Consider the following 21,598-nt stretch of genomic DNA (forward strand, 5'->3'; position numbering starts at 1 on the left):
GCGTTCCTTTAACGATTCAGTGCAAGGCGAACCTTGCTTGAATCCAAAGCTCATGCTTAGCTGACTAATAATTAGTTTTTCTCTATTTCAGATCTGATGAGTTTTTTATGCCGTTAACCGATCAACACCGTTTTGGCATGCAGTTGGCGCAAATGTCTCGCGGCTGGCGTGCCGAACTGGACCGTCGCCTGGCCGGGTTGGGCTTGTCCCAGGCGCGTTGGCTGGTGCTGCTGCACCTGGCCCGTTTCGAACAGGCACCGACCCAACGTGAACTGGCCCAGAGTGTCGCCGTCGAGGGGCCGACCCTGGCCCGGTTGCTCGACAGCCTGGAAACCCAGGGGCTGGTGCAGCGCCAGGCCGTGGCCGAGGATCGCCGGGCCAAGAAAATCGTGCTGTGCGCACCGGCCCTACCGTTGATCGAACAAATCGAAACCATCGCCACGCAATTGCGTCGTGAGTTGTTCGAGGGTGTCGACGAGGCGGACATGCGCGTGTGCATGCGGGTCCACGGTACGATCCTGGCCAACCTGGAAAAATCCTGAGGCAGATCCCTGGCGTCAGACTTTTGAGATTCGCCGGTTAGCGAACTATAACCAGTAGTAAGCGTTCCTATTGGGGGCGTTTACGCCGAGGTTGGTTCTGGTAATCGAAAGGGATGCCCATGCTTGAAAGTTTGCAGTCCACGTTGCGCAGTTGGGTCAACGTGTCGGTCGTCGTGGGTGCCCTGGGGTATTCGGCCTTGGCGTCAGCGCTGGGGCTTGGCGAGATCACGCTCCATTCTGCCCTGAACCAGCCGTTGCGCGCCGATATCGCCTTGGTCGATGTGGCTGGGATCGGCGAGGGCGATCTGTCGGCCAGCCTGGCGAGCCCGGACGATTTCAGTCGTGCGGGTGTGGAGCGGGTGTTCTTTCTCAATAACTTGCGCTTCACCCCGGTATTGCGCGGGGAGCGCAGCTTCATTCGGGTGACTTCCAGCAAACCGGTGGAGGAACCGTTTCTCAATTTCCTGGTGCAGCTCAATCAGCCCAACGGGCGCCTGTTGCGCGAATACACCGTACTGATCGACCCGCCGGGCACACCGGGTATCGTGCCGGCCCGCGACGAACCTGCCGAGGCCCCGCAGCCCGCGATGCCGGCGATCAAGCCGCCCCCGGCGCTACAGGGCAAGCGCTACACGGTGGTGCCGGGAGACAACCCCTGGATCATCGCCAAGCGCCTGCATGATGCCGGTAGCAATGCGTCGGTCAATGAACTGATGCAGGGCATCCAGGCCTTGAACCCCGGCAGCGACCGGCTTTCCATCGGCCAGCGCTTGTTATTGCCTGACTCAGCCGTGCTGCCGACGTCTGCTGCAACCAGCGCCGGCCAGGCATCCGTTGCGTCCGATGAACAACTGGCCGCCAGCGTGCTGCAAAACCAGCAGCAACAGAAAACCATCGAGGAACTGCAGACCCGGCTCCAGGCCCAGGATGAGGAAATCGCTGGCCAGCGCAAGCAGATCAGCGAATTGCAGACCCGGTTGGCCGAAGTGGCGCCAGCCCCCGTTGCAGCGGCGCAACCGCAGCCGCAGCTCCCTGCATCGGAACCGGCACCGGACGCACAGCCCGCTACAGAGCCGGTTGTCGAGCCAGAGGGCATCAATTGGTCATGGGTGGCGGGGTTGGTGGGCCTGTTGGGGTTGCTGGCGCTGTTGCTGGTGGTTCGGCGCCGGCAGCAGCAGGCCGAGTTGGAGCCGATAAGCGGGCGTCCCGAGCCGATGCTGGCGGAGGGCGACGAAACCTTTGCATCAATTCCCGATACGGAGCCGTCCGAGCCCGCGGCATCGTTCAATAATGGGGATGCGCCCTTGGGTGATGTGCTGGAGGGCGTCGGGATTTACCTGACCTACGGTCGTTTCGCCGAAGCCGCGGGGCTGTTGCGCGCCGCGTTGCTGGCGGAGCCGGAACGCACCGACCTGGGTCTCAAGTTGCTGGAGGTACTGGGCAAGCAGGGCGATGTCATCGGTTTCCAGGCCCAGGAACATCATCTACTGGCACAGGGTATCGATGCCGGGATGTTGGCGGAAATCCGTGGGCGTTACCCCAAGGTTGCCGCGATCGCTGCACCGACAGTGGCATCGGCGCAACCTCAGGTACCGGTTCCTGCATCTGCTCCCGAACGTGAGCCGGTGCCCAGTGACGAATTCGAGTTGGACCTGGATGCACTGTCCATGGAAACCAGTTGGGACCTGGCCGATGCCCAGGACAACACTGTCAGAAAAGACGCTGATTCTCCCCTTGCCGCCGATGGTTTGTCGCTTTCAGGCTTCGACGAACCGGACTTGCAATGGGAAGCGCCGCTGGAAACCGAGTCATTGGACGATGCCTTTCTCGACGGTTTTGCCGATGAGGAGCAGTCGCTGGAGCTTGAGCCGCTGACCCTTGAACCTGTTTCCCTGGACGCCATGCCCCTCGAACCCCAGGCTCCGGAACACTCGCTCAAGCTGGAGCAGGCGCAGAATTGCATCGATGATGGGGACCTGAAGACCGCCGTCTCCCTGCTTGAAGAACTGCTCGAAGAGGGGGACGAACCTTTGAAGCAGACTGCGCGAGTGCTATTGGCCGGGATTCGCTGAACTTCGGATTGGTGAACCCCAGCGAGCCCGTGTAGGAGCAAGCCTGCTCGCGATTGCGGTGGGGCAGCTTGTTCGATATTGAATGTGCCGACGCTATCGCGAGCAGGCTCGCTCCCACAATGGATCGGCGGCGGATAATCCAATACCGCATCGCTATCAGAACGTCTGCCCCAGGTTCAGATAAACCGCCTGTTCATCATCGTCGTTAAAGCCATAGCTGAAATTCAGGGGCCCCAGCGGTGTATCGAACCCCAGGAAAATACTGGCGGCGTTGATGTAGCCGCTGTCGAATTCGTTGTCGTTGTTCCAGGCCCTGCCGCGTTCCAATGAGCCGCCGATGTACAGCGGCAAGTCCAGCGGCAGGTAGGCCCGCGGTGTGAGCCGGCGGTAATACACGGCGCGCATCAGGCTGATGTTCTGCCCGGAGACCCCGTCTTCGCGAAAGCCCGACAGTTGCCGTGCGCCGCCGAGTACAAAGCTGGATGTCACGACCTCCGCGGTGTCCATTGTCCGGCCGTAGCGCCCGCCCAGGATGAAGGTGTCCGGGCCGCTGCTCAGGGCCTTGTCCAGTTTGAATTCCCACTGGCGGTAACGCTGGTCGGAACCCAGCCCCGGTTCGTATTGGCGCCAGGTCAGGCCGATGTCCTCCCCTTCATGGGGGAAGTACACGTTGTCGAAGGAGTCGAAGGAGTACTTGAGGTCATAGAAGCCTTCATTGAAGTTTTCGCTGGGCTGGTCGTGATCGCCAATGCGCACATCCGCCTTGCCCCAGGCCTGGCCGACACCCAGGCGGATTTCGCCGCTGTTGCCGATCTGTCGGCCGACGTTCAGGCCGAAGCCATAGCGTTCGACGCGATACTGGGCCACCGGATCGTTGTCCAGGATGGATTCCACGTTTCGCGATTCAAACTGCCCATAAGGGGCGATGAAGTAGCGCGAGCCGACATCCAACGGCTGGTAGAACTCGCTGTACAACTCCTGCCTGTCGCCGATCTGCGCCCGGGTCAGCCATTCGGCGCCCAGGCGGTTGATACCGTTGACCCGATAGCTGGCCCCCAGGTTGAACGCGCTGTCGCCGCGCATGTCGTCCGACAGGCTCAGCCCCAGCCGCAGGTAGTCGGTGCCGGTGCGTCGGCCCCGGGCGCTGATGACCAGTGTGTGGTCCGGGCCCTTGCGGACCACGCGGTATTGCACCTGTTCGAAATAATCCAGGCCGTAGAGCGTGCCCATGTCGGTCTGCAGGCGCCCCAGGTCCAGCGGCTCGCCAATCTGCTGGCGAATGTAATAGCGGATCACGTCATCGCCGACTTTCGAATCGTTCTCCACACGAATGGCGGTGATGACCGGCGTGCGTTCGCTTGGGGTGCGTGCGGCCATGAGTTCGGCGTCGGGCGCTTCGGAAGGGCGTAGAGGGGCCAGGCGCGCCTCGAGTATCCGGGTGGCGCGGTAGCCGGCGTCGATCATCTCCCGGGCCCGGCCGAAGTCAGTGGAGCCGAAGCTTGCCAGGGCCGGCTGGATCAGGACGTCGTCTTTTTTCAGGGTTGCCAGTTGCTCTTCAGAGTTGCGCCGGGTCATCAAGGTGGTCGACTGGTTCAACACGTCGACCACCGTGACCAGTTGCTTGCGGTTGCGCAGGGGCGTACCGATATCGACCACGATGGCCACGTCCACGCCCATTTCCCGGGCCACATCCAGCGGGATGTTGTCGGTCATGCCGCCGTCCACCAGCAGCCGGCCGTCCAGTTCCACCGGGGCGAACACCGCCGGGATGGACATGCTGGCGCGGATGACCTTGGGCAGGTGGCCTTTGCGGAACACCACTTTTTCGCCGCTGGCGATGTCGGTGGCAACTGCACGGAAAGGGATCGGCAGTTTGTCGAAGTCCCGGGTGTCGCTGGCGTGGGCCAGCAGGCTTTCGAGCAGCAAGGCCAGGTTCTGGCCCTGGATGACCCCCAAGGGCAGGCCAAGGCTGCCGTCGTCGCGAAAGCTCAGTTTCTGTTTGACCAGGAAGTCGCGGTCATCCTGTTTGCGCCGGAAGGGCACGTCCTTGCGCGGTGGGGCGTCGGACAACGCCTGTTGCCAGTCGATGCCCAGGGCGAGTTTTTCCAGTTCGTCGATCTTGTAGCCCGAGGCATACAACCCGCCGATCACCGCGCCCATGCTGGTACCGGCAATGGCATCGATCTTGATGCCTTGCTCTTCCAGGGCCTTGAGCACACCGATGTGGGCCAGTCCCCGCGCCGCGCCACCGGACAGCACCAGGCCGATTTTCGGGCGTGGCGTTTCGACGGCCTGGACGAAAAAGGGCAACAGCAGCAGAAGCAGGAGGGGCAGCAGGCGGCGCATCGTCAATCTCGGGGGCGGGCGATCAAAGGCAGGTATTATAACGACGCCTTCGAACCCAGGAGTTCACCCGCAATGACCGAACACAAACCGGAAGTCGTCATCACGTATTGCACCCAGTGCCAATGGCTGTTGCGCGCCGCCTGGCTGGCCCAGGAACTGCTCAGCACCTTCGCCGATGACTTGGGCAAAGTGTCCCTGGTGCCGGGTACTGGTGGTGTGTTCCACATCAGTTGCGACGGCACGCAGATCTGGGAGCGCAAGGCCGATGGCGGTTTTCCCGAAGCCAAGGTCCTCAAGCAGCGGGTCCGCGACCAAATCGACCCGGCGCGGGACCTGGGCCACAACGATCGGGTTCAGTGAGACGCGGCTTGAGCGCCAACCCCCGGTTTCTTCGAACCGCCCAGTTGGCTTGAGATCACGATGGCCGCGATGATCACCACGCCGCCCAGCAGCATGCGCAGTGTCGGGTTTTCATCGAACAGCCACCAGGCCATGGCGATGCCGTAGACCGGCTCCATGGCGAAGACTACCGCCGCTGTGCGGGCCTTGATCACCGCCAGGCTGGCGACGAACAGGCTGTGGGCCAGGCCAGTGCAGAACACGCCGAGCAAGCCGATCCACAACCAGTCGATGGGGCGCACGTCGCTCAATTGTGGCGCGGCCATTGGCAACAGGCACAACCCGACCACCACGTTCTGGCACAGCGCGGCCTGTACGGGCGGCACATGCGCCGAGCCGGCGCGGTTGGTCAATGACAACAGGGAAAACAGCAACCCCGAGGCCACGGCCCACAGCAAACCGGTGGTGGCGCCGCTGGCCAGGTCGAAGTTCGGCGTGACCAACACCAGGCCAATGCTCACCAGCACCACCAGCCAGATTTCATTGGCGCGAATCCGCTCGCGGAAAATCAGCCCCTCGAGCAATACCGTGAAGGCCGGGAAACTGGCGAACCCCAACGTGGCGATCGCCACGCCGGCAACCTTCACGGCAATGAAGAAACTCACCCAGTGCCCGGCCAGCAACAGCCCCCCGAGCAGCAACCGCCGGCCATCCTGTGCCCGCAGTTTTTGCCAGCGGCTGCTGCTGGCAAACCGGGCAAATATCGTCAGGGCGAGTACGGCGAAGACGGCGCGACCGAACACGATGACCGCCGGCGAAGCTGCGGCGAGTTTGCCGAATACACCGGTCAGGCCAAACATGAGTGCGCCAATATGCAGGGCGCCGAGGGCAGTACGGGGCGTCATTTCAATCCTTGTCCAACGGTTGAGCGTCAGGGTATTGAACCTGTTGCCGAGCGCTTCTGTCTGTCGCGATCCTAGCGATTTTTAGCGCGAATCTAGCGCTGACGCCGCAGCTTGCCCGGCGAGACGCCGAATTCGCGCAGTACCGCTGCGGCGAAGGCACTCTGGGAGCTGTAGCCGACCCGTTGGCCGATCTCGCCGATGGGCAATTGCGAATCACGCAACAACGCCACGGCCTTGTGCAAGCGGCGGCTGCGGATGTAATCCATCGGGGTTTGCCCGCACTCGGCGACGAAGCGCGCATGCAGGCGGGCGCTGGAGAGACCGGCGACCTGCGCCAGGTCCGCCACTTGCAGCGGATAGGCCGCGTACCGGTCGATATGGGCGTTGAGTGCGGCATAAGGCAGGCGCCGGCCACCGAGGGTTTCCTGGCGAGCACCATTGAGACTCGCCAGCAGCAGCACCGCGCCTTGCTGGGCGATCACCGGGTCGTCCACCGGGCTGCCGGCCAACCAGGTGACCAACTGGCTTTGCCCCGCATCCAGGGGCAGGCGCGCGGTGTCGTCGAGCAAGCGGCGGCTGGAGTCGGCGTGATCCCCCAGGCATTGCCCGACCCAATCATCACTGGGCACATCCAGCACCAGGCAACGACTGCCATGGGGGCTGCCACAGGCGTGATGCGCACCGGCCGGTATCACCACGAAGCTTTGTTGCACCACCTGGCTGCCCTGGCCTTCGACCTCGAAATCCAGTGCGCCAGACAACCCGAACACCAATTGGGCGTGGTCATGGCTGTGGACGATCAAGTCGTGGCTGTAGTGGCGTAGCGTGAGGATCGGTCTCATCGCGGTCTCCCGTGTCAGGCCGCCAGCATACACTGAGGGCGCAACGCCCGGCGCTGTCATGCAATGGACTTGTGTTTGTCATGGGCCATTAACCGCTGGCGTGCACAGTGGCAAAAACGATCAGAGGGTTGCCCAATGACCAGCGCCGAGCTCGCCAGACCCAGCCGCAAACAGCGTGTTCGCACCCTGTGGATTTCCGATGTGCACCTGGGCACCCGCGATTGCCAGGCCGAGCACTTGTCGCAGTTCCTCAAGGGTTACCACGCCGACAAGATCTACTTGGTAGGAGACATCATCGATGGCTGGAAACTGCGCGGTGGCATGTATTGGCCCCAGGCCCACACCAACGTCATTCGCCGCTTGCTGACCATGAGCAAGCGCGGCACCGAAGTGATCTACGTCACCGGCAATCATGACGAGTTCCTGCGGCGCTATTCGAAGCTGATCCTGGGCAATATCCAGTTGGTGGACGAAGCGGTGCACGTCACCGCCGATGGTCGGCACCTGTTGGTGATCCATGGCGATCAGTTCGATGTCATCACCCGCTACCACCGTTGGCTGGCGTTCCTCGGCGATTCGGCCTACGAGTTCACCCTCACGCTGAACCGCTGGCTCAACCATTGGCGGGCCCGTTACGGCTACGGTTACTGGTCGTTGTCGGCGTACCTCAAGCATAAGGTCAAGACCGCCGTCAGCTTCATCAGCGATTTCGAGGAGGCCATCGCCCACGAGTGTGTAAAGCGCGAACTGCACGGCGTGGTCTGTGGGCATATCCACCATGCCGAGATGCGCAAGGTGGGGGAGGTGGAGTATCTCAATTGCGGTGATTGGGTCGAGTCGTGCACGGCGTTGATCGAGCATTGGGATGGGTCGATCGAGTTGTATCGGTTGGCGGACGCCCAGGCGCGGGAGGCGTTGGTCAAAGCTGAGTTGAAAGTGACCGAACCTGCCTAGGCCGGCCTGACACCGTCTCAAGCAAACATATAACCCCTGTGGCGAGGGAGCTTGCTCCCGCTGGGGCGCGCAGCGGCCCTGTTTTTGGGGGCTGCTGCGCAGCCCAGCGGGAGCAAGCTCCCTCGCCACGGGTTTGTTGGATCTGTCAGGCTGGTGTGTCGTCAGCCATCGCCGCCTTGTAGATCGATTGCTTCGGCGTGGCAAACACCCTTTCCAGCATCGGCTCGAAGAAACTCAACGGCAGTGTGTCGTACTCCGGATCGAACGCCGCCGCGTCATATTTCGCACAAAAGTCGATCGTCGCCTGGTACTGCGGATGTTCGCAAAACTGCTCGCGCAGGTGACGGTCCATGCCCAGGTGATGGAAGAAGTAATAGCCCTGGAAAATCCCGTGTTTCTCCACCATCCATAGGTTCTCGGCGCTGACGAATGGCTTGAGGATCGCCGCCGCGATATCCGGGTGGTTGTATGAGCCCAGGGTGTCACCGATGTCGTGAAGCAGGGCGCAGACCACGTATTCCTCGTCGCGCCCGTCGCGGTAGGCACGGGTGGCGGTTTGCAGGGAATGGGTCAGGCGATCCACCGGGAACCCGCCGAAGTCGCCGTCCAGCAGTTTCAAGTGGGCCAGGACCCGGCCCGGCAACTGTCGCGCGTAGGCGCTGAAATCGGCTGCGATGATCGCCCAGTCTTCCTGGGTGCCGTCCTGCATGTGGGTAAAGCGTGCATGCGTATTCATCGAGGGTCCTTTGGCTCATGGGCATTCAACGCTTAGAACGCCACCTTGCCCAGCAGCATGTCGCGGTACATGACGAAATCGCCAAGCAGGCTGTAGAACGGATGCTGGAACGTGGCAGGCCGGTTTTTTTCGAAGAAAAAATGCCCGACCCAGGCAAAGCCGTAGCCAGCGACGGGCAGGGCGATCAACCACCACCAGGTGCCCGCGACGAGCGCTACGGCGAGAATCACAAAGAGCAGGGAAGTACCGACGAAGTGCAGGCGTCGGCAGGTGCTGTTGCTGTGTTCGCTGAGGTAATACGGGTAGAACTCAGTGAACGTATTGAATCGTCTGGCGTTTTCCACGACTGCGAGCTCTGTGGTCATTGTTGTTTATTGAAGTCTAGAGCGATCATGGACAGCGGCTAGTGACAATGGGCGCCACTCTAGTGTCCTGTGTTACAAATACCCCTTGTTTTTGTAATGAAAGACACTGCTATCCTTCGCCAATCCAGCCGTACCCTGCGGCTCGTCATGCAAGTAAAAACGTCATGAGCGAACGAACGACTTCTTCAAGCTGGGCGATGGGGATCGTCAAGGCATTGGAAATGGACGGCGTCGATTGCCGGGCGCTGTTCAAGCAGTTGGGGCTGGACTTCGAGGCCCTGGACGATCCGGATGCACGTTTCCCCCAAGACTCGATGACGCGGCTCTGGCAACGGGCGGTCGAGTTGTCGGGTAACCCGGCCATTGGCTTGAACATGGGCAAAGTGGTGCGTCCGGCCTCGTTCCATGTGGTTGGCTATGCCTTGATGTCCAGTCGTACCCTGGCAGAGGGCTTCCAGCGGCTGGTGCGTTACCAGCGGATCATTGCCGAAAGCGCCGACTTGAGTTTTCGTCGCTTGGAAGAAGGCTACGGGCTGATCCTGACGGTGCATGGCGACCATCTGCCCCCCACTCGCCAAAGTGCCGAAGCCTCCCTGGCCTGTGCGCTGGCCCTGTGCAGTTGGCTGACCGGGCGTACCCTGCACCCGGTGAAGGTGCTGTTTCAGGGGGCCGAGCCGTTGGACCTGGGGCCTTATCACCGAGCCTTCCCCGCGCCACTGGTGTTCGGCGCGCCTTATGATGCGCTGATTTTTGAACCGACCGACATGGAGGCGCCACTGCCGACGGCCAACGAAGCCATGGCGCAGCTTCACGACCGGTTTGCCGGTGAGTACCTCGCGCGCTTTTCGGAAAGCCGCGTGACCCACAAGGCGCGACAGGTGTTGTGCCGGTTGTTGCCCCAGGGTGAGCCCAAGCGTGACGTGGTGGCGCAGACGCTGCACCTGTCGCAGCGCACCTTGCAGCGGCGCCTGCAAGAGGAGGGTACGAGTTTCCAGAACCTGCTCGAAGACACCCGGCGCGAACTGGCCGAGCAGTACCTGGCGCAGCCGGGCATGACGTTGCTGGAAATCGCCTACCTGCTGGGGTTTGCCGACCCGAGCAATTTTTTCCGGGCCTTTCGCCGTTGGTTCGACACCACGCCTGGTGAATACCGGGCACGCCTGGCGAGCCAGCCTGCACCGGTCAGTGACGCCAGAACGCCGGGATACACAGCACGAACACTGTGATGATCTCCAGACGGCCCAGCAACATGCCCCCCGACAGAATCCACTTGGCTGCGTCCGGCAGCGGTGCGAAGTTGCCCGCCGGCCCGATGGTTTCCCCCAGCCCCGGGCCGACGCCCGACACGGTACTGGCCGCGCCGGTCAGCGCCGTCATCCATTCCACGCCCAGCAGCGACAGCAGCAGGGCGATCACGCAGATGGTGATGGCGAAGAAGAACGAGAACGTGAGGATCGAGCGGACGATTTCTTCGTCGAGGCGATGACCGTTGTATTTCTGCTTGATCACTGCACGAGGGTGGATCAGTTGATTAAGGTTGGCCCGCAGCAGGATGTAGGCGACCTGGAAGCGGAAGATCTTGATCCCGCCGGCCGTCGAGCCTGAACAACCGCCGACGAATCCCAGATAAAAGAACAGCATCAGCGAAAAGTTTCCCCACAGGCTGTAGTCGCCCAGGGCGAAGCCGGTGGTGGTGATGATGGACGTCACGTTCAGCGCCACGTGCCGCAGGGCATCCAGCCAATGCAGGTCGGTGGTTGCCCAATACCAGGTGCCGAGCACCAGCCAGGTCACCAGCAGCACGCCGATAAGCCCCTGGACCTGCTGGTCCTTGATCAGCGCCCGGCGATTACCCCGCAGCGTCGAGACGTACAGGGCAAACGGCAGGCTGCCGAGAATCATGATGACGATGGCGACCCAATGCACGGCTGGCTGGGTCCATTTGGCCAGGGACAGGTCCGAAGTGGAGAAACCGCCGGTGGAGATCGCCGACATCGAATGGTTGATGGCGTCGAACAGGCTCATCCCGGCCCACCAGAGCGCCAGGGTGCCGAGAATGGTGATGCCCACGTAGGACGCCACGATCAGCCGTGCCACCATGTGGGAGCGGGGCATGACTTTTTCCGAACGATCCGACGATTCGGTCTGGAACAGGCGCATGCCACCGATACGCAGCAGGGGCAGGATCGCCACCGCCATGCCGATGAAGCCGATACCGCCGAGCCAGTGCAGCAGCGAGCGCCACATCAGGATGCCCGGGGACATGTTGTCCAGGCCACTGAGGACTGTGGCGCCGGTGGCGGTAATGCCGGACATGCTTTCGAAAAACGAGTCGGTATAGCTGATGTGTTGGGTCAGCAGGAACGGCAGCGCGGCGAAGATACATACCACCAGCCAACTGCTGACGGTCAGCAGGTACATGTCGCGCGGGCGCAGGTGGATGTGTTCCGGGCGCCCGGGAAGCACCAGGGCCAGGCCGGCGACGAAGGTGATCATGCTCGACCACAGGAACGACGGCAGCTCTTGGGTGCGCTCGAAGACCAACAGGGTGGCCATGGGCACGACCATGAAGATCGCCAGGGTGATCAGGAAGATGCCGATGATGAAACCAATGATCCGCAGGGTCGGCAACGCCATGAAGTCCGCTCAGGCTGAAAGGGAAGGGCGCCATTCTACCTGTGGCAAGCGTCATGTAAACCGGCACCCGGCGGCGCTTGCGGGGCGCGGGCGCGTGGCAACGGAATTTGAACTAACGAACTCGCCAAACAGCCACTAGAATAGCCGGACATTCTTTCAGGAGGTGGCCGATGCAGGCTCTCGACGCTTTGCTCAACCGTGTTTCCGTCCCGCGCCTGGTAGACCCGGCCCCCACGTCCGAACAGCGCGAACTCATGTTCGCCGCGGCCATGCGGGCGCCGGATCATGGCCAGTTGCGCCCATGGCGTTTTCTGACGGTCGAAGGGCAGGCGCGGCATCGCATGGGCGAGCTGCTGGCCGAAGCGGCCCGGTTCAGTGACCCGCTGGTACCGGACGCGATCGTGGAAAAGGCCCTCAATGGCCCATTGCGCGCGCCTCTGGTCGTGGTGGTGATTGCCCGTCTGCAGGACCATTTCAAGATCCCTAAATCCGAGCAATTGCTGGCGGCCGGCTGTGCGGCCCATGGCATCCTGCTGGCGGCTTATGCCCAAGGGATTGGTGGCGTGTGGCGTACCGGTGAGCTGGCGTACTCGCCGCATGTGGCCAGGGGGCTTGGCCTTGAAGACGGGGAAGAGGTCATTGGCTTCCTCTACCTCGGCACGCCGCAGAAAGAAGCGCGTACGGCGCCGCAGGAAGATGTCGGGCAGTTTGTCCGCGAGTGGACGGGCGCGTAACCTCGCAAGGGCAGCGGATTGCTTGAGGCTGGATTGATCCACTGTGGCGAGGGAGCTTGCTCCCGCTGGGCGGCGAAGCCGCCCCAAGTGGAACAACGCAGTCTTCCAAGCACACCGCGCCAGGCCAGTTTACGACTGCTGCGCAGCCGAGCGGGAGCAAGCTCCCTCGCCATAAAATCAACAGCCGACGGTGGCGTTATTTACACGCGTCCGCAATCGCCTCGGCCAGCAGGTCCAGGCGCGTGGCGTCGATGCCGGCGACGTTGGCCCGGCCGGTGCCAACCATATAGACGCTGTGGCGTTCGCGCAGGTGCTTGACCTGTTCCGGCGTCAGGCCGGTGTAGGAGAACATCCCGCGTTGCACGCCGATATGGGCGAAGCGCTCGCGCAGGCCATGGGGTTCGAGGGCCTCCAGCAAGCCGCTGCGCAATTGCGCGATGCGCAGGCGCATGGCCTGGACTTCATCGGCCCACAGGCTTTTGAGTTCCGGATTGCCGAGGATGGTCGCCACCACAGCCGCTCCATGGTCCGGCGGCGTCGACCACAGGTTACGGGCGATGTTGGCCAGTTGGCTGCGCACGTCCAGCAGTTTTTCACCGTCCCGGGCGCAGACGATCAACGCACCGGTGCGGTCGCGGTACAGGCCGAAATTCTTCGAACAGGAACTGGTGACCAGCACTTCCGGCAGCGCATCGGCAAACAGCCGAACTGCCCAGGCGTCCTGCTCCAGCCCATCGCCGAAGCCCTGGTAAGCGAAATCGATCAGCGGCAGCAGGTCGCGGCTGCGTACCACTTCCAACACCTGGCGCCATTGCTCATGGGACAGGTCAAAGCCGGTGGGGTTGTGGCAGCAGGCATGCAGCAGCACCACATCGCCTTTGGGCGCTTGGTTCAGGGTCGCCAGCATCGCCTCGAAATCCAAGCGGTTGTCGGCGCCCACATAAGGGTAATGACTGGCCTTGACGCCAGCCGCGGCGAAGATGGTTTCGTGGATCGGCCAGGTCGGATTGCTCAGCCAGACGCCACGGCCAGGCAGGCATTGGGCGATGAAGTCGGCACTCAGGCGCAGGGCACCAGTGCCGCCCGGTGTCTGGGTGGCGCCAGCGCGCTTTGCGCTGATCAGCGGCGAGTCGGTGCCCAGCACCAGTTCATTGATCAACTGGCCGAACGCGGGGTCGCCATGGCCGCCGATGTAGGTCTTGGTGGTCTGGCGATCCACCAGCCATTGTTCGGCCTGCTTCACGGATTGAAGAATCGGCGTCAGGCCCTGGGCGTCCTTGTAGACACCCACGCCCAGGTCGAACTTGCTCGGATTGCTGTCCGCGCCGTAGGCCTCCATCAGGCCGAGGATCGGGTCGCCGGGTACCCGGCCGATGGCATCGAAATGCATTACTTGCGGCCCTCGGCGGTCTTGGCCACGTCATCGGTGCGGGCGGCCATGATGAAGTCGTTGCGGTGCAGACCCTTGATGGAGTGGCTCCACCAGGTCACGGTGACTTTGCCCCATTCGGTGAGCAGGCCTGGGTGGTGGCCTTCGGCCTCCGAGATTTCACCGACGGCGTTGGTGAAGGCCAGGGCGTGCTTGAAGTTTTTGAACAGGAAAACTTTTTCCAGCTGCATCACGCCGTCGCGCACTTCGATGTTCCAGTCGGGGATCTGCTTGATCAGCGCCGGCAGTTCTTCGTCGCTGACTTGCGGGGCATCGGCGCGGCAGGCTTCGCAATGGGCTTGGTTCAGAGTGTTCATGGTGTGTTCCTGGATCGAATATTTGAAAAACGTCGATGCACCCACGCTAAAGCAAAGCCGCGTTGTGCAACAGACTCAATTGAGATTAAAAGACGCGGTTCACGCTGCCTTGGGTGGGAATTTCGGGGCGTGCAAGCCCAGTTCCCGACCGCGCTTGACCATGCCCATGATGTCTTCGTGGGCCAGGTCGAACAGGCGCTTGAGCTCGGGCAGCACGAAATACACCGGTTGCAGGATGTCGATGCGATACGGCGTGCGCATCGCTTCCAACGGATCAAAAGGCTGGTGTTCAGGCTCGTCCGACAGGCAGTAAACGGTTTCCTTGGGCGAAGACAGGATGCCGCCACCGTAGATGCGCCGGCCCTGCGGGGTCTCCACCAGGCCGAACTCGATGGTCATCCAATACAGGCGCGCCAGATAGACGCGTTCTTCCTTGGAGGCCTGTAGGCCGAGTTTGCCGTAGGTGTGGGTGAATTCGGCAAACCAGGGGTTGGTCAACAGCGGACAGTGGCCAAAAATCTCGTGGAAAATGTCAGGTTCTTGCAGGTAGTCCAGTTCTTCGCGGGTACGAATAAAGGTCGCTACCGGAAACTGCTTGCTGGCGAGCAGTTCGAAGAAGGTCTGGAAGGGGATCAAGGCCGGCACCCGGGCGACTTGCCAACCCGTGGTCTCGCCTAGCACCTTGTTGATTTCGCCCAGTTGCGGGATACGGTCGTGGGGCAGGCCAAGCTTGTCGATGCCGTCCAGGTATTCCTGGCACGCGCGGCCTTCGATGACTTTCAGCTGGCGGGTGATCAGCGTGTTCCACACCGCATGTTCTTCGGCGGGGTAGTGGATAAAACCTTGCGCATCGGGCTCGCGGGCCACGTACTGCGTCTGCTTCATGCTGCTCTCCTGCTGATTTCCCTCAGGGGGGAAGGCTGTTTGTTTTTATGTCCAGCGATGCATTAGAGATAACTCGAAGCAGGGATGTGTGCAGCAGGCAGACGAAGGGATGGATTGCGATAAAGGCATGAATTCGTAAAGTTTTCGTTACGTATTGGGCGGTACTCCAGTGTTGTCGAGATTTTCAGCTGGGAAATGGCCTACAGCTGTCACATAATCTTGACGTTTATTTGCGCTGCCATGCAGAAAACCTTGTGGCGAGGAAGCTTGCTTGCGCTGGCTGCGCAGCAACCTCCTCCCCATGCTTGCATACACATCGATATCGGGCCTTTTCATGCGCATCAAAGTCCATTGCCAAAACCGCATCGGCATCCTGCGAGACATCCTCAACCTGCTGGTGGAGTACGGCATCAACGTTGCCCGGGGCGAGGTCGGGGGTGAGCATGGCAACGCGATCTACCTGCATTGCCCGAACCTGATCAACATTCAGTTCCAGGCGCTACGTCCGAAATTCGAAGGCATCGCCGGGGTATTTGGCGTCAAGCGCGTAGGATTAATGCCTAGCGAGCGTCGGCACATGGAGCTCAATGCCCTGCTCGGTGCCTTGGAGTTTCCGGTGCTGTCCATCGACATGGGCGGCTCCATCGTCGCGGCCAACCGGGCGGCGGCGCAGTTGCTCGGGGTGCGGGTGGATGAGGTGCCCGGGATTCCACTGTCCCGCTACGCCGAGGATTTCGATTTGCCTGAACTGGTGCGCGCCAACCAGTCGCGGATCAACGGGCTGCGGGTCAAGGTCAAGGGCGATGTGTTCCTGGCCGACATCGCCCCGTTGCAATCGGAGCACGACGACAGCGAGGCCATGGCCGGCGCGGTACTGACGTTGCACCGGGCCGACCGGGTCGGCGAGCGAATCTATAACGTGCGCAAACAGGAGCTTCGCGGCTTCGACAGTATTTTCCAGAGTTCCAAGGTGATGGCGGCGGTAGTGCGTGAGGCCCGGCGTATGGCACCGCTGGACGCGCCGCTGTTGATAGAAGGCGAAACCGGCACCGGTAAGGAATTGCTGGCACGCGCCTGTCACCTGGCCAGTCCGCGCGGGCAATCGCCATTGATGGCGCTCAACTGTGCCGGGTTGCCGGAGTCCATGGCCGAGACCGAACTGTTCGGCTACGGCCCCGGTGCTTTCGAAGGTGCCCGGGCCGAAGGCAAGCTTGGCCTGCTGGAACTGACTGCCGGGGGAACGTTGTTCCTCGATGGCGTCGGGGAGATGAGCCCGCGCCTGCAAGTGAAACTGCTGCGCTTTCTGCAGGACGGCTGCTTCCGTCGCGTAGGCAGCGATGAAGAGGTGTACCTGGACGTCCGGGTGATCTGCGCTACCCAGGTGGACTTGTCCGAACTCTGTGCCCGGGGAGAATTCCGTCAGGACTTGTACCACCGCTTGAACGTCCTTTCCTTGCACATCCCGCCGCTGCGCGAATGCCTCGATGGCCTGGCGCCGCTGGTGGAGCATTTCCTCGACCAGGCCAGCCGCCAGATCGGCTGTGCGCTGCCCAGGCTGGCGCCGGCGGCGATGGAGCGTCTGAGTCACTACCACTGGCCGGGCAACGTCCGGCAATTGGAAAACGTACTGTTCCAGGCCGTTTCCCTGTGCGACGGCGGGACGGTGAAAGCCGAGCATATTCGCCTGCCGGACTACGGCGTGCGTCAGCCCCTTGGCGACTTTTCCCTCGACGGTAGCCTGGACGACATCGTCGGACGCTTCGAAAAGGCAGTGCTGGAGCGCTTGTATTCCGATCACCCCAGCAGCCGGCAGTTGGGCAAGCGGCTGGGGGTTTCCCATACGACCATTGCCAACAAGCTGCGTGAGTATGAGCTGGGCAAGACTGAGCCGTAGCAGGGGCGTTTTTTCCCTGGTATGGAATCGATCGTTCCCACGCTCCTGCGTGGGAATGTCGCCAGGGACGCTCCGCGTTCCGCTTCTGGAAGGTGACGCAGAGCGTCACGGGATACATTCCTTCGCTGCGAGTGGGAACGATCAAAAAACCGATATCTCGTGGACGTCGCGTGAGTTCCCTGCGCGACAGCGCAGCGTCGGAGACGCGGCGGCCACTCCCTCGCCACGATGAACACACCTTAAGTGGCCCCGACTTATCGGGCCCGTAGGGAGTTGGCCGATTTTTTGCTGGAGTATCCCCACATCAAGAGTCAGCTGTCGGTTTCATGGCGTTGCAGCCCGCCGATATAGACCGCGATGCAACGCCGCGTCAGAGGGATTCCCCAGCCGTGTGCCATTTTTCAGTCACCCGAGTAGTGTACCCATGGCCGATTCCATTACCGTTACCAGCCCGCTGCTACCTCCTCTGGAAGAGTTCACGCCTTACCTGCAGCAAATCTGGGACAGTAAGCGTCTGACCAATGGCGGCCCCTTCCATGAGCAGCTGGAAAAGGAGTTGGCCGAATACCTCGGCGTCCAGCATATTTCGCTGTTTTCCAACGGTACCCTGGCCCTGGTGACAGCCCTCCAGGCCTTGCGCATTACTGGCGAAGTCATCACGACACCTTATTCGTTCGTGGCTACTTCCCACTCGCTGCTGTGGAACAACCTCAAACCGGTGTTCGTGGACATTGATCCCGTCACCAAGAACCTTGATCCACGACGTATCGCCGAAGCCATCACCCCGGCGACTTCGGCGATTCTTCCGGTCCATTGCTATGGTGTTCCCTGTGATGTCGAGGGCATCCAGGCCGTTGCTGACACCTATGGACTCAAGGTTATCTATGACGCCGCACATGCCTTCGGGGTCCGACACAACGGCGAAAGCGTTCTCAACAACGGCGACCTGTCGATCCTCAGCTTCCACGCCACGAAGGTATTCAATACTTTCGAAGGCGGCGCCATCATCTGTCGTGATGAAAAAATCAAGAAACGCATCGATTACCTGAAGAATTTCGGTTTTGCCGACGAAGTCACGGTCATGGCTCCTGGCATCAATGGGAAGATGAACGAGCTGCAGGCTGCATTCGGCGTGCTGCAGTTGCGCTACATCGATGAGGCCCTCAGCCGTCGAAAAAAGGTGTTTGAGTATTATCGCAGCGCGCTGGAAGGCATACCTGGCATCAGTCTCCTGGAGCAACCGCCGGGGCTGGACTGGAACTATGCCTATTGTCCGATCCTGGTCGATGGCGAGCACTTTGGGGTGAGCCGGGACGAGCTGTATGACCGCTACCGCGCAGAAAACATTCTCGTGCGCCGGTACTTCTACCCGCTGATATGCGAATTTCCGATGTACCGCGGCCTGCCCAGTTCGGATCTTTCTCAGTTGGAGAACGCCTACAAAGTGTCCCGCGAGGTACTGTGCCTGCCGATCTATCCGGATCTCGATCCGCAGACCCAGGCGCAGATCATCGAGGTACTGCTCAAGGCCCGGGCGGCATGAGCCAGGCTCTCACCTCGAAGGTGTGCGCCCCGGCAGTTGGCCAGCAGCACCGCATTGCACTCATGCAACCTTATTTCCTGCCGTATCTGGGCTATTTCCAACTGATCGCCGCAGTCGACTGTTTTGTCATCTACGACAATGTGCAGTTCATCAAGAACGGCTGGATAGAACGCAACCGCTATCTGCTGGGACAGGAGCCGAAGTGGTTCCGAGTGCCGCTGGCCAAGGGTAGTCACACTCAGCAGATCATGGAAAAACGTATTGCCGGGACGTTCGACCCTGGCGATATCCTCAACAAGCTGAGCTTTGCCTATCGCCGTGCGCCCCACGCCACGCGCATGCTGGCGTGGCTTGAGGCGTTGCTGGTCGAGCCTGCTTCGAGCATCGCCGAACTCAACGAGCGGATACTACGGGCCTGCTGCGTCCTGATCGGGCTGCAAACGCCGATCATCCGTTCCAGCGATCTGCCGATTGGCGCTGACAACAAGGCCCAGGACCGGGTACTCGAAGTGGTCCAGGCGTGCGCTGGCACCCGTTACCTCAACCCCTTCAACGGCGCTCATCTCTACCAGGCCGAGGCATTCCAGCAGGCCGGTATCAGCCTGGAGTTGCTCAAGGCCACCTTGCCCAACTACCAACAGGGGGAGGGTGAACAACCCTTCGTGCCTGGCCTGTCGATTCTCGACGCCTTGATGTACAACGATGCGCAGACCGTGGGAGCCTGGGCAAGGCGTGGAGAGATTGTCCATGCCTGAGGCCATCGGCGGTTATTTCGAACTGGAGCTGCGCAAAGGGCTCCATCCTTACCCGCAGGCCGTGGCCTTCAACTCGGCTCGCTCAGCCTTCAAGGCACTGGTGTTGGCGCGCAACCTGCGCCGGGTTCATCTGCCAGTCTACATCTGCGATGTCATGCAGGACGTGCTGCGCGGATCCGGCATCGAGGTGTTGCGATATGCGCTGACCGAACGGTTCGAGCTGCCGGACTTCCCGGCCTTGCAAGCCGACGAGGCGCTGCTGTTCGTCAATTATTTCGGACTCAAGGCCGACTACATCAGCGAGGTGCTTGCTGTTCGCTACGGCAAGCACTTGATCGTCGACAATTCCCAGGCGCTGTTTTCCCAGCCGCAATCCGCGATTGCAACCCTTTATTCACCACGCAAGTTCGTCGGAGTTGCCGATGGTGGTTGGCTCGCCAATGCCCCGGCTGATCTGCCGCAAGCGCCGAGCAGCCGCTCCCAGGCGCGTTTTGGTGCGCTGCTGGGGCGCCTTGAAGACGCCCCACAACAACACTATGCGACGTTCCAGGCATTGGAGCAGGCGTTGGAGAACGAGGGCATCAAGGCTATGTCCACCAGCACTGCGCGCCTGCTCGACAGCATCGATTACCACGAAGTCGCCAGGCGCAGGATAGACAACCTGGCGCAACTGCGCCGACGCCTGGACCACCTCAACCGCTTCGCCATCTGGCCCGCGCAGCCCGTTGCCGCGTTGTGTTACCCGTTGCTGGTCAAGTCCGCCGAGACGGCCACCCGGTTACGGGCTCAATTGCTCGACCAACATATCTATGTGCCCGGCTACTGGCGCGAAGTGCTGAGCAACCCGGCAGCACCGCCCATTGAAAGGGACTGGGCACAGTGCTTGCTGCCGCTGCCGATCGACCAGCGATACAACGTCGATGACATGAATCGTCTCGCCGACGTCATCCTTCAGAATACGGGGAAATCATGAGCATTCAAGGTCAACGCATCCTGCTCAGGGCACTGGAGCTTGAGGACTTGCCGCTGCTGCATCAATGGTCCAACGACGAAGCCCTCTGGAGTCTGCTGGGCGGCTGGCATTTCCCTACCTCGCGGGAAGCGCAACGGGAGTGGTTGCTGGGTCTCAAGAGCGACTCGCTCAACCAGCGCTTCGGTATCGAGGTCCCGGGCCATGGCCTGATCGGTACAGCAAACCTGGTCAGCATCGACTGGAAAAACCGCACAGCCGAACATGGCATGATGATTGGCGACGCCTCCTTGCGCGGCCAAGGCCATGGCACCGACGTGATTGCCACGGTGATGCGCTATGCCTTCGACGAACTGGGCCTGAGCCGTCTCTCGACCACCATCATCGAGTACAACGCAGCGTCCCTGGCGACCTACACACGCAAGACCCCTTGGGTCATCGAGGGCGTGCAGCGCCAGTGGTACTACCGTAAGGGCCAGCGCTGGGACCGCGTCATGCTTGGCGTGAGCGCCGAAGAGTACCGTGCCTGGCAAGCCGCGCGGGGAGACGACCTATGAATCCGGTCTTGCGTGATCTGCAAGCGAACGGTTACGTCTGTCTGCCCGCCCTGATTGCCGATCCGTTGCTCGGCCAGCTACGTGAAGACCTGGCGTGTGCCATAGACCGTTGCCGTCGGGTACAGCTGGAGAACGGTATTACCCAGCGAACTGAACAGACCGCGCACCATATCCTTACGCAGGACTCCAGTTTCGTTGAGTTGCTCGATCGATTCGCCGAATGGGGAATCGTCGACGTCCTGCGGCACATGCTGGGCGGTGCTGCGATCCTCAATTCGTTTGGCGGTCTGAACAACCTGAGCAGTACCGACGCCTACGTGCGTAATGTGCACCGGGACGTGCGCTCCTGGTCAGCCGAGTCCATGCAGATGGCCCAGGCGCTGGTGTTGCTCGACGACTTCACCGTCGACAATGGCGCGACCCTGTTTCTGCCAGGCTCGCACACCGCCCCTGAAAAACCCGACGCCCAGGTATTCGAGACTCAGGCCCGCAAGGCCTTGGGCAGTGCCGGTTCGATCTACTTGTTCGACTCACGCATCTGGCATGCCGCCGGCGTCAATCGTACCGACCAGCCACGACGCTGCCTGACACTGACCTTCACGCGAAGCTATTTCAAACCGCAGTTCGATTATTGCCGAGCCCTGGGCGAAGACTTCTGCCGCTCGCAAACACCGAGCATGCAACAACTGCTGGGGTGGTATGCCCGTACTCCCTCGACCCTCCATGAGTGGTACCAGCCTGAAGAACATCGTTTCTACAGGAAAAGCCAGGAATAA

22 protein-coding genes are annotated in these 21,598 nt (G+C 61.4%); 12 read left to right on the plus strand and 10 right to left on the minus strand.

Features of this window, described 5'->3' with window-relative positions; translation table 11 throughout:
• Positions 1-107 precede the first annotated feature (107 nt).
• On the plus strand, positions 108-542 hold the full coding sequence (locus tag PSH86_RS07680) for a MarR family transcriptional regulator (protein WP_003199001.1): 435 nt from the start codon (positions 108-110) through the stop codon (positions 540-542).
• Between the two features lie 119 nt (positions 543-661).
• Complete coding sequence (locus tag PSH86_RS07685; RefSeq protein ID WP_305489040.1) at positions 662-2,614, plus strand: FimV/HubP family polar landmark protein; 1,953 nt, start codon at positions 662-664, stop codon at positions 2,612-2,614.
• A 156-nt stretch (positions 2,615-2,770) separates the two neighbouring features.
• On the opposite strand, the gene PSH86_RS07690 is transcribed toward PSH86_RS07685, so the two are convergent.
• On the minus strand, positions 2,771-4,960 hold the full coding sequence (locus PSH86_RS07690) for a patatin-like phospholipase family protein (protein ID WP_176688437.1): 2,190 nt from the start codon (positions 4,958-4,960) through the stop codon (positions 2,771-2,773).
• Between the two features lie 72 nt (positions 4,961-5,032).
• On the opposite strand from PSH86_RS07690, the gene PSH86_RS07695 reads away from it, so the two are divergent.
• Entirely contained in the window at positions 5,033-5,320 is a 288-nt protein-coding gene (locus tag PSH86_RS07695; RefSeq protein ID WP_109751316.1) for a SelT/SelW/SelH family protein, read from the plus strand.
• Here the strand turns inward: PSH86_RS07695 and PSH86_RS07700 are convergent.
• Both PSH86_RS07700 and PSH86_RS07705 read right to left on the minus strand, forming a co-directional pair.
• Positions 5,314-6,204 (minus strand): DMT family transporter, encoded by an 891-nt coding sequence (locus PSH86_RS07700; RefSeq protein WP_109751317.1) that lies wholly within the window; start codon positions 6,202-6,204, stop codon positions 5,314-5,316. The genes PSH86_RS07695 and PSH86_RS07700 overlap by 7 nt on opposite strands.
• Positions 6,205-6,296: 92 nt before the next feature.
• Complete coding sequence (locus tag PSH86_RS07705) at positions 6,297-7,046, minus strand: AraC family transcriptional regulator (protein WP_305489042.1); 750 nt, start codon at positions 7,044-7,046, stop codon at positions 6,297-6,299.
• A gap of 135 nt (positions 7,047-7,181) precedes the next feature.
• Here PSH86_RS07705 and PSH86_RS07710 point away from each other — a divergent pair, with 135 nt between their 5' ends.
• Positions 7,182-8,000: a UDP-2,3-diacylglucosamine diphosphatase gene (locus PSH86_RS07710; RefSeq protein ID WP_163854883.1), complete on the plus strand. Its 819-nt coding sequence runs from the start codon at positions 7,182-7,184 to the stop codon at positions 7,998-8,000.
• A gap of 145 nt (positions 8,001-8,145) precedes the next feature.
• Here the strand turns inward: PSH86_RS07710 and PSH86_RS07715 are convergent, their stop codons facing one another.
• Complete coding sequence (locus tag PSH86_RS07715; protein ID WP_305489043.1) at positions 8,146-8,736, minus strand: HD domain-containing protein; 591 nt, start codon at positions 8,734-8,736, stop codon at positions 8,146-8,148.
• Between the two features lie 32 nt (positions 8,737-8,768).
• Positions 8,769-9,080 (minus strand): DUF962 domain-containing protein, encoded by a 312-nt coding sequence (locus tag PSH86_RS07720; protein ID WP_109751825.1) that lies wholly within the window; start codon positions 9,078-9,080, stop codon positions 8,769-8,771.
• Positions 9,081-9,265: 185 nt separating this feature from the next.
• Between PSH86_RS07720 and PSH86_RS07725 the strand changes: the two genes are divergently transcribed.
• Positions 9,266-10,327, plus strand: coding sequence for an AraC family transcriptional regulator (locus PSH86_RS07725; RefSeq protein ID WP_163854879.1), 1,062 nt, complete (start codon positions 9,266-9,268; stop codon positions 10,325-10,327).
• Here PSH86_RS07725 and PSH86_RS07730 read toward each other — a convergent pair.
• Positions 10,284-11,738: a TrkH family potassium uptake protein gene (locus tag PSH86_RS07730; RefSeq protein WP_305489045.1), complete on the minus strand. Its 1,455-nt coding sequence runs from the start codon at positions 11,736-11,738 to the stop codon at positions 10,284-10,286. The genes PSH86_RS07725 and PSH86_RS07730 overlap by 44 nt on opposite strands.
• Positions 11,739-11,908: 170 nt before the next feature.
• Between PSH86_RS07730 and PSH86_RS07735 the strand changes: the two genes are divergently transcribed.
• A complete protein-coding gene (locus tag PSH86_RS07735) occupies positions 11,909-12,472 on the plus strand; it encodes an NAD(P)H nitroreductase (protein WP_116831739.1) in 564 nt (187 codons plus the stop codon).
• A 196-nt stretch (positions 12,473-12,668) separates the two neighbouring features.
• Here the strand turns inward: PSH86_RS07735 and PSH86_RS07740 are convergent, their stop codons facing one another.
• The 4 genes from PSH86_RS07740 to PSH86_RS07755 form a co-directional block, all read right to left on the minus strand.
• The gene (locus tag PSH86_RS07740) at positions 12,669-13,862 is read right to left on the minus strand and encodes an amino acid aminotransferase (RefSeq protein ID WP_109751325.1); all 1,194 of its coding nucleotides are present in this window, start codon (positions 13,860-13,862) and stop codon (positions 12,669-12,671) included.
• Complete coding sequence (locus PSH86_RS07745; RefSeq protein ID WP_109751326.1) at positions 13,862-14,218, minus strand: 4a-hydroxytetrahydrobiopterin dehydratase; 357 nt, start codon at positions 14,216-14,218, stop codon at positions 13,862-13,864. Before PSH86_RS07745 ends, PSH86_RS07740 begins: the two co-directional genes overlap by 1 nt.
• 99 nt (positions 14,219-14,317) lie before the next feature.
• Entirely contained in the window at positions 14,318-15,103 is a 786-nt protein-coding gene (gene phhA / locus PSH86_RS07750; protein ID WP_053154874.1) for a phenylalanine 4-monooxygenase, read from the minus strand.
• Between the two features lie 147 nt (positions 15,104-15,250).
• A complete protein-coding gene (locus PSH86_RS07755) occupies positions 15,251-15,439 on the minus strand; it encodes a hypothetical protein (protein ID WP_146206829.1) in 189 nt (62 codons plus the stop codon).
• Here PSH86_RS07755 and PSH86_RS07760 point away from each other — a divergent pair.
• The 6 genes from PSH86_RS07760 to PSH86_RS07785 all read left to right on the plus strand — a co-directional run bounded on the left by PSH86_RS07760 (position 15,438) and on the right by PSH86_RS07785 (position 21,598).
• A complete protein-coding gene (locus tag PSH86_RS07760) occupies positions 15,438-16,997 on the plus strand; it encodes a sigma-54-dependent transcriptional regulator (RefSeq protein ID WP_305489048.1) in 1,560 nt (519 codons plus the stop codon). The two genes, PSH86_RS07755 and PSH86_RS07760, sit on opposite strands and share 2 nt — an antisense overlap.
• Before the next feature lie 424 nt (positions 16,998-17,421).
• On the plus strand, positions 17,422-18,540 hold the full coding sequence (locus PSH86_RS07765; RefSeq protein ID WP_305489051.1) for a DegT/DnrJ/EryC1/StrS aminotransferase family protein: 1,119 nt from the start codon (positions 17,422-17,424) through the stop codon (positions 18,538-18,540).
• Positions 18,537-19,295, plus strand: a complete 759-nt coding sequence (locus tag PSH86_RS07770) for a WbqC family protein (RefSeq protein WP_305489054.1) — start codon at positions 18,537-18,539, stop codon at positions 19,293-19,295. The genes PSH86_RS07765 and PSH86_RS07770 overlap by 4 nt, the downstream gene beginning before the upstream one ends.
• Positions 19,288-20,268 (plus strand): hypothetical protein, encoded by a 981-nt coding sequence (locus PSH86_RS07775; protein WP_305489056.1) that lies wholly within the window; start codon positions 19,288-19,290, stop codon positions 20,266-20,268. The genes PSH86_RS07770 and PSH86_RS07775 overlap by 8 nt, the downstream gene beginning before the upstream one ends.
• Entirely contained in the window at positions 20,265-20,822 is a 558-nt protein-coding gene (locus tag PSH86_RS07780) for a GNAT family N-acetyltransferase (protein ID WP_305489058.1), read from the plus strand. Before PSH86_RS07775 ends, PSH86_RS07780 begins: the two co-directional genes overlap by 4 nt.
• Positions 20,819-21,598 carry a phytanoyl-CoA dioxygenase family protein gene (locus tag PSH86_RS07785; RefSeq protein ID WP_305489061.1) on the plus strand — a complete coding sequence of 260 codons (780 nt, stop codon included), beginning with the start codon at positions 20,819-20,821 and terminating at the stop codon, positions 21,596-21,598. Before PSH86_RS07780 ends, PSH86_RS07785 begins: the two co-directional genes overlap by 4 nt.

The sequence above is a fragment of the Pseudomonas sp. FP2300 genome, assembly GCF_030687595.1.
In the GTDB taxonomy this organism is placed as follows: Bacteria; Pseudomonadota; Gammaproteobacteria; order Pseudomonadales; family Pseudomonadaceae; genus Aquipseudomonas; species Aquipseudomonas bijieensis.